The organism is Nocardia sichangensis (genome assembly GCF_047200615.1).
Lineage (GTDB): Bacteria > Actinomycetota > Actinomycetes > Mycobacteriales > Mycobacteriaceae > Nocardia > Nocardia sichangensis.
Map to the genome: position 1 here is coordinate 19,986 of NZ_JBJZOK010000054.1, position 8,102 is coordinate 28,087.

5 protein-coding genes and 2 pseudogenes are annotated in these 8,102 nt (G+C 67.6%); 3 read left to right on the plus strand and 4 right to left on the minus strand.

Features of this window, described 5'->3' with window-relative positions:
- Window positions 1-78: 78 nt before the first annotated feature.
- Window positions 79-333, minus strand: a pseudogene (locus tag ACL03I_RS37585) (hypothetical protein); the annotation flags it as partial.
- Window positions 334-1,455: 1,122 nt separating this feature from the next.
- On the opposite strand from ACL03I_RS37585, the gene ACL03I_RS37590 reads away from it, so the two are divergent.
- Both ACL03I_RS37590 and ACL03I_RS37595 read left to right on the plus strand, forming a co-directional pair.
- Window positions 1,456-2,448 carry a hypothetical protein gene (locus ACL03I_RS37590; protein ID WP_412808429.1) on the plus strand — a complete coding sequence of 331 codons (993 nt, stop codon included), beginning with the start codon at window positions 1,456-1,458 and terminating at the stop codon, window positions 2,446-2,448.
- A gap of 1,059 nt (window positions 2,449-3,507) precedes the next feature.
- Window positions 3,508-3,822 (plus strand): hypothetical protein, encoded by a 315-nt coding sequence (locus ACL03I_RS37595; protein ID WP_412808424.1) that lies wholly within the window; start codon window positions 3,508-3,510, stop codon window positions 3,820-3,822.
- Window positions 3,823-3,933: 111 nt separating this feature from the next.
- On the opposite strand, the gene ACL03I_RS37600 is transcribed toward ACL03I_RS37595, so the two are convergent.
- On the minus strand, window positions 3,934-5,319 hold the full coding sequence (locus ACL03I_RS37600) for a hypothetical protein (protein ID WP_412808425.1): 1,386 nt from the start codon (window positions 5,317-5,319) through the stop codon (window positions 3,934-3,936).
- Window positions 5,320-5,861: 542 nt separating this feature from the next.
- On the opposite strand from ACL03I_RS37600, the gene ACL03I_RS37605 reads away from it, so the two are divergent.
- The gene (locus ACL03I_RS37605) at window positions 5,862-6,023 is read left to right on the plus strand and encodes a hypothetical protein (protein ID WP_412808426.1); all 162 of its coding nucleotides are present in this window, start codon (window positions 5,862-5,864) and stop codon (window positions 6,021-6,023) included.
- A gap of 918 nt (window positions 6,024-6,941) precedes the next feature.
- Here ACL03I_RS37605 and ACL03I_RS37610 read toward each other — a convergent pair.
- Both ACL03I_RS37610 and ACL03I_RS37615 read right to left on the minus strand, forming a co-directional pair.
- Window positions 6,942-7,718, minus strand: a pseudogene (locus ACL03I_RS37610) (zinc-binding dehydrogenase); the annotation flags it as partial.
- Between the two features lie 18 nt (window positions 7,719-7,736).
- Window positions 7,737-8,102, minus strand: a 366-nt coding sequence (locus tag ACL03I_RS37615) for a phosphotransferase (protein WP_412808427.1), incomplete at its 5' end; no start/stop codon positions are given.

Consider the following 8,102-nt stretch of genomic DNA (forward strand, 5'->3'; position numbering starts at 1 on the left):
CTGCTGGTCGGCGCGGAACACATCGATCCCGAAATCGCTCAGAAGTTTTCGGTACTTGACGACTTCGCGGTTGGCCAGTCCATCGGTCGTGGTCACCAGCAGTACCGATCCGCTGCGCACCGCTCGCTGGATGGAAGAGGCAAGAAATACCAGCGATTTGCCCTCGCCGGGCTTCATTTCCACCGGCCGCTTCGCCAGCGCGTACACCGCCTCCGCCTGCTCGGTCCGCAGCACCATTCCCCCCGGCACCGCATCACTGACCGTGCCGCGCCGGATGATCTCCATCGTCGCGATCATCGACTGGTGTGGATCGCTGGCGTGTAGTCCGGCCATCAGCACTTCGTCCGGAAGGTTCTGCAGGCGTCGACTTTCCGGAACATGCTCGGCGGAGGCCTCGTGGAAGTCGATCAGCAGATCGACCGCCCGGTCACGGTCGCTGCGTGGCAGACCGGCAGCGTCGGCGAGACTGTCGTGATCGGTGGCCGGAACACTCTGCCCATCGTGCAACGATGACGAATGTTCGCCCACAGCAGACGTCTCAGCACTGTCCGTCTCGGTCCGGCCCGAGCTCACGAGGCTTTCCGGACCGGACTGCTCGGCAGTCGCATCCCGCAGAAGGGCCGCACGCTCTCCGCCACCAGACGATTCATGCTCGTCGCGAGTGGCCGGCGGCGATCCGCCTTCGCCCTCGGCGACCGGATGGGGGCGTGCCGATGTCTCGTTGCCGGCACCGTCCGCGACCGGGCTGTGTTCTCCGGCCGGGATCGGCCTGGTTGTCGCGTGCGCACTGTTTTCGCTCGGAGCGCCGGCTCTTTCGTGAACCTCGCCGATCGGGCGTGGCGTGGCGCTCGCCGGGCGCTTCGGCGGCGGCGACGTTTCGCCCACCGCATCGACCGATCGGTGCGCGGTCGCCATCCCGGCGGCGACCGGTCTCTCGGCCGGTGGCCGCTCGCCCGGAGCAGCCGTCTCGGAATGCGTGCCCGACCGTGCCGCGGCGGCGTCGGAGGACGCGGGACGGACCTGTTGCCCGGGCGGGCGGCCACCGGCTCCGTCGCCTGCGATCGATGCATCCTGTTCGCTGAGTGAGCGTGGTTCCGCAGCCGCGGGCTCCTCTTTGACCTCGGTGCGAGCCCCGCCGCGCTCACCTGCGGTCTTCGTGGTCTCCGCGGTCGGGCCCCATGCCTTCTGCGCGTCCTCCCACGCCCGTTTCGATTCCGCCGACACCGCGACCGGCCGCCGAGGCGTCGCGGCTTTCCCCTCGTGCCCTGCCGAGATCGCGTCGGGCGGTGTGAATGTCCCGCCGCCGTCGATCGCCGGCGGATGGGCCCCGCTTCGGGAATACACGCCCCCGGCGAACGCGCCGTTGAGCAGCGGCGCCAGCACGTGGTCGTAATGCTGCGGCCAACCGGCCACCAGCGACGCCGCGCCCAAACCCGATATCGCACCAGCGGTGCCGTGCACCAGGCCCATGGCCAAGCGACTGCTCCCGATCCGGGGGAACACTATCGGCGCGAACTTGCCGGCGAGCATGCCGCCCGCGGCTCCACCCGCGCCGGCCAAGGCGGCGACTTCGATCGACTTCAGATCGATACCGGTCGGATTCGAACCGTCCGATCCGATGATGTCGGCGGTGCGATCGCCGGTGGCGACCTGCAACGCCTGCACACCCGCGTCCACGCCCACGGGCAGCGCGGCCGCCTTTCCCAACATGGTGACGAACCGCAAGGCCCCCGGCGCGGTCAGCCGGGCAGCCGCCTTCGCCGCGCCCTCCTCGATCGCCCGTGCCAGGGCGGCTCGCATCGCCGCTGCTTCGCCACGCCCCTCGACCAGCATGGCATCCACGGTCGGTGCCGCCGCGGTCGCGCCGACCGGGCCTGTTGCCGCAGCGCTGGTCACCACGCTGAAGATTCGCCACGCCAAGTGGATGCCGAACGTGAACATCACGCACAGCCACTTCTCCGCGTCGTTGGCGGCCGCCTGCGCCTGGTCGGCCAGGGTGCCGACGTCGCGACCGAGCTGGGCCGCGCCTTTCCCGTACGAATGCAATGCCTCGCGCAGCTGGTTTGCCAGCTCGCCCGCCGAATCCTCCTGCGCAAGTACGGCTTTGATATCCCACGAATGTCCGTCCAGCTCGTCACCGCGGGCCCGGAGCTCGGCGGCCATCCGGCGCATGGCGGAGATGTCGGCGCGCGGGAGTTCGCCGCCGAACACCACCATCTCGATCGGGCGCCGCACCATGTCGGGCAGACTTTCGAAGGTGTTCCGCAGCTCGACGACGGGGCTGAACAACGAACCGTCCACCGGCACCACCTACACCGGTCGAGATGCCGCGGCGATCAGTACCGCATGCAGCAATCTCGCCTGTATGCCCGCCTCGGCGCCGTGCTGGACCACCTCCGCGAACGCGAGTCCGAGCGCCTCGCCCACGTCGAATTCACCGGGGGCTGAATCCTTCCCGGCCAACTCGGCTCGCCAGTCCCGGTAACCGCTCACCACTTCGGCGAGTGTGCGGTCCGGCTGCTGGCGCAGGTATTCCGCGATCAGGACGCGTTGCGCCTGCTTGCGCGCTACGCCGCCGCCAGCGGCGTCGAGGGCCCGGCCGAACTCCCGAAGCGTCGCCGGATAGATGTCCGATCGCGCCGGCTCGCCGCCGGGTTCGGTGGTCGGGTCGGCTGCCGGAGGCTCTTGCGCGGTGCGCCGGTCGAGCGTCATCGAGTCGGCGGCGCCCTCGACGCCTGGTTCACGGCTCCATCGCACCATGCCGAGTTCACCACCGAGCTCTGCCACCGCGACCGTATCCAGACCGATCATCCGATAGTCGGTGAGCACCCGGTCCACCGCTGCCACGAAGTCTCGAACGGGCGGCAGCTGGAGGCCGGGTGTGTCGAACCCGGTCACATGTAGACCGTGGCGCTCAGCCAATGTCCGCGCCAGCCAACCGATCATCGGGTCGGGCGGCTGCTGCTCGCGAGAGCGGCGCCGATCACCCGCACGTGCCTTGTCGCGGGACGGACGGTCGGATCGTGGCGGCGAACCGTGCCGAGGATTCGCCTCCGGGTTTCCGGGGGATCCGGTCTTTCCAGGGGCTTCGGCCCTTCCCGGTGTGGCGGGAGGGCGAGGCGGCTGCCCTCCCCACGGGGTATCGGCCCGTTTCGTAGGTGCAGCTGGACTGCCGGACGAGGCGTCCGCAGCTCGCGGCGCGGCGCGGCGGTCGGCCGGAGGTAGTCCCGAGGAGGATGGAGGCGGTGCCGAAACGGATGAGGAACGGCGACCGGGGTCACCGGCCGGGTGGCGCCCGTCCTGCCCGGAAGGATCGGGCTCCGGCCGGTCCCGATTCCACGGTGAGCGGGACTGCGCCCCATCCTGCGGGACGGTCCGCGCCGGAGAACCGTTCGGTGACTGCGAGACACCGAACGGGGGTTGGTCGGCTGGCTGCGTGCCGTCGGCGTGCTGCGCCGGACCGGGGGCGACCGGAGAATCCCGAGCCGGGGAGACTGCGGCAGGGTCATGCGGGAGCTGTGGACCCGCATCGACCGGCGACGGCGTGCCGGCCGCGTTATACGGCGCAAGCGTGGCCGAACTCCCGGTTCGCGGATCCTGACCTACCGCCGCGGCGGCCAGCCGGGCGGCGTTACCGGCATCCTGTGCATCGAATTCCTCTGCGACACTGACTATTCCGGCCGCCGTGCTGTGCAGCCCATCCGCCATCGCCCGCACATTGGCGAGCATTTGATCGGCATGCGGTGTGAACTGCTCGGCGAACTGACGGCCCATATAGTCGTCGCCCCAGCTACCCTGGGCCTGTTCCAGGCAATCCTGTAGTCCCGCATGGGTCTGCCCCACCCGGTCGGCGAGGTCGGCCAGCCGTGCGCCCCGTTCGCGCAGGCCGGCCAGGTCCAATCGAAGTTCGCCGCTCATATCCCGCCTGCGCCGTCAGATCCGGCCGCCGACCCGCAGACGGAACCGTCGCTCGAAGTCGGTCATGAAAACCGACAGCGGCACCGACGAACTCGAGCGCTCCACGACACCGTCGTCGGCGACATAGAAGACCGCACGGTCCAGGGCGATTTTGTCGTCCAGGACCGGCGATCGCACCATCCAGCCCACACTGAGCCGGACGGCGTGTAAGGACGTCAGGGGGTAATCCGCGGTGTCGTATCCTCGCTCGCGGATGTGATCGCGGACCAGCTTCAACGCCTCCGATTCGCCGATCCCGGGGACCTCGCCGGCGATCAGATCCGCGAGTCCGAACTGGAACAGCGCACCGGCGACGTCGACCCGGGAGTCTTCACCGACGACCTGCACGACCGCCTCGCGTGTCACTGCGGCGGCCTGCGCGGCCGACACCAGCAACTCGGCGGCATCCGGCGAGGGATTCTCCACCACATCGGTGACTACTCGCGCCACGGTGTCGGCAGTCCACACCGCAGGCAGCGCCGCCGCGCATTCCGACATCGGCGCGGATTCGCCCCGGTACCACTGTCCCTTCTCCCACCAGTAGCAAAACGACAGCATGCCGGTCATCACCCGCGGATTGAGCACGGGGTCGGCCACCCAGTCCGGCGCTCCCGCAAAGAGATTCGGCATCGCACCGCCCCCGTTGTATGCGAGGTCCAGGACGTCGGCTTCCCATACGCCACCTGACAGCACCGCCCGGTCCCCGGGGAGCAGTATCAACGTCGAACCGCTGTGTCCCGCACTTTCGAAGATGCCCACGGAGGGACCGATCCGCGGCCCCCGTTCCGAGCCGACCGCCACGAAGGCCGAGGCCAGCACCGCCCACCGGGCCCACAGGGTTCGCAGCTCCGGCAACTCGCCGGTCACCGGCACCGCCCGCACGCCCGCACTTCGGTCTGCCCGCATTCCGTCCCAGGCGGCCCGTGGTGGCCTCGACTGGGATTTACCGCGCCCGATATAGGCCGCCAACCACAGAGGCAGCCGACCGCGTGGATAGTGCTCCAGATCGGCCAGATACGCCTGCGGTGCGAACAGTTGCTCACCGGGAAACGGCTCGGCCCCGTGATCGACGACGACCTCGGCCTCCTCCGCGTCGGCGCGCACCTCCATCCGCCACCACGGTTCACTCTGTAGCTCAGCCGAAGCCTGCCGGTGCCTACGCACCGACGCCCACACCTCATCGGAAACCTGACACCTGATCGTCCGATCGCCGTCATCGACCACGAACAACGCCGATTCGGTGACAACGGTCAACGCGAACGATGCCTCCAACCGTTGCCATCCCGGCGGCGCGAGCCCGCGCAACCCGGTGGTGATGCGATCCACCAACCCCGCCAGATCCTCACTCCCGGACCGGGTCACCACAGACGCCCTGATCCACGAACCGCCGATGCGCAGCCACTCCCGCAGCTGCGCACCTCAACCTCGGGGAGAGTGGAAGCAATGCCCACAACCGCCTCGATCTATCGCTCGTCAGGGTCGCACTACGAAACAGCACTGAGGAAGCCCTCGACCTGCCGTTCCGGGTAATTCTGGCCACGAGGCCACCCCCGCACTACCTCCGACGGTTCGGTAGTCAATGGCCAGTGCCGCGAACCCAGCCTGCATGACGTGCTGCGCAAAGACACTCAGGGTCTCCTTGAGCATCACACCACTGCGCCCGAGCACCAGGCCGGGAGCTGGCGTGTTTGCTGACACATACGGATCGCCCACGCACTCGGTGCCGAGGCTGTTAAACGTCACGTGCTCAACGCTCAGCGTCATCGAAATTCTCCTGTTGGCAGATGATTCAGTTCTAGCTGAAATTTCTAGCATGTCAAGTCGCTCCGGTGGGTCTGTGCCGATACGAGTCGGCAACTCGCGGCGACCAGTCGTCCCAGCCAGCTGGTTCGTCGTGCGCACGCATGGCCTGTGAGCGACGTCTGGCCGATCGAGTCTGCGGAAACAGTCACGTGCTGGCGCTCGGCAGCGTTGACCGGGTCACCGTGATGGGAGAGCCCGGCGTCGAAGACGGCTGGCAGCACTGGATGCTGTCGAGCGCACCGCAGATCAGGGAAGGGATATAGGTCATCACCAGCGAGGGCAAACCGAACCGGCTGTCCAGTAGGTGTTCACAAAATTTTGGTATGTGATGTTCATCAAAACGGTTGGCATGCAATGCTATTGGTGATCAAATTGATCTTGCTGCATCCGCGTCCCCACAACACCTGGATGTGGTGACCCACAGAACGGGAACGGCCCCGACCTCCCCGCCGTCACCCAAGCAGCACGGGGAGCGGGCCGTTTTCCGTGAAGCGATGCCGCCGCCGAGCTCCGGCGCACCCAGCCCGGGCCACCAAGCCCCGGGTCGCGGCCGCACTACGCCGCGCCGGTCGCCAACGCGGAATCGACCACTGCACAACACCAAGATCGTCAAAGGACTCATGACGGTACAGCTGCGGAAGCCCGGACCAGTGGAGCAGGCGATGGGACGCCAAGCGCTCGCGCTGGTCGCGATGCTGGATGCCGCCTGCACCGACGCATTCGGCGATCCAGTTCCTGCCCCCAAACCTCAACCGCCGCTTGATAGTTAGCAGAATCGGAGGTCTCTGGTTCCGGGTGAATGTTGACCCACCGGTGAACGAGCATGAGGTCCTGAACGTGGAGGACTGGGCGGAGATCCGCCGGTTGCATCGCTCGGAGGGATGGCGATCCGAGCGATAGCTCGCCCGTCCGCCTCGCCTCAGGTACTCGACGGGTCCATGGGCAGCGCTGATTGCGGCGACTCAGCGGTGTCGTCGATGTTGGTGACCGGTGGTTTCCGTGGACCGGGCTCCGCCGGGGTCAGTCGGACACGCTCGAGCCGTTCGGTCGCCGCGACGGCCGCTGAGGGTAGTGGCGGTGGTGTGGTGCCGCGAGCGGCGCGGGCCGCGGCGATCAATTGCCGAGCCAGTTTTCGGACTGATCTCGAACAACTCAGCGACGTCCTCGTCAGAGCCACCGTGATAGTAATTGATCAGAGCGTGGTTCAAGGTCGGTTGCGGAATGGCGCCTCCGGCGAAGCCGATCAGGACGATTCGGCCCTCGAAGGCGATGCACTTGGTCGACCCGCTGTAGGCGTCCCCGGCGACCGGGTCGAAGGCCATGTCCGCGCCATGGTCGCCGGTGAACTCCTTGACTACCTGCACGAAGTCTTTGCTGTGCCGGTCCGCCACCAGGTCCCGCCGAGATTCTTCGGTATCCCGCCTTCTCGGGACCGCCGACTACGCCGATTGCCGTGGCGCCTGTGGCCTTCACGAGTTGGACGGCCGCGCTGCCGACGGAACCGGCGGCAGCGTGCACAAGCAGGTAGTCGTCCTCTGCGATCCAAGCGCGTCGGTGCAGCGCAAACATCGGTCCGGTACCCGATGTTCAGCGCATTAGCCTCCGCGTCGTTGAGGGACTACGGCGCCGAGAAGCACATTCGCCTAGTTCATCACCGCGCACTCCGCAAACGCGCCGTTGGGCAGCACGGGGTTCCGACCACCCAGTCACCGACTATAGCGCGTCCGACGCCGGCTCCGACCGCCACGACCTCGCCGCCCGGGGTGAACTGCCGTGGCAGCTCTGGTAACGGCCACAGCAGTGCAGCGCGTCCGGGAAGTTGGCCTGGTGGCCAGCACCTTCCCCAATACCTGCCCGTCACCCGTGGTCGGTTGCGTGACGTCCACGAGGTTCAGGACATCCAGTGGCTCGCCGAGCTTGTTGACCCGCCGTGCTTCATGGGAATTTCTCCCGACCATTGCCCAGTGTTGGAGCACTCAGATTCCCACGGTCTCGGCGATAACGATGGCCTTGTGGACGAGAGCATCGATGCGCTCGACGGTCGGGGTGCCGGCTGCGGCCTTGTTCGCGGGGGTGTCCATCGCCCGGCGCATGACACCTTCGGCGATGATCGCCACCTTCCACAGACCGAGCGCGTGCCAGAACTTCAGCGCCTGCGGGTCCCGCCCGGTCTCGTCGAGGTATATCCGGGCGAGTTCGTCCCGGTTCGGGAATCCCGCGAGTGTGGAGACCGGGAAGTCACCCCCCGTGTCCTCCCCCGGCTCGGGCCAGTAGGCGAGCATAGAACCCATGTCGGCCAACGGATCTCCGAGCGTGGACAGTTCCCAGTCCAGCACGCCGAC

What these genes read in the sequence shown, in the direction of transcription:
- ACL03I_RS37595 (WP_412808424.1), top strand. Translation starts at nt 3,508, where the DNA reads ATGCGGGAGCTGTGGACCCGCATCGACCGGCGACGGCGTGCCGGCCGC.
- ACL03I_RS37605 (WP_412808426.1), top strand. Translation starts at nt 5,862, where the DNA reads ATGGCCTGTGAGCGACGTCTGGCCGATCGAGTCTGCGGAAACAGTCAC.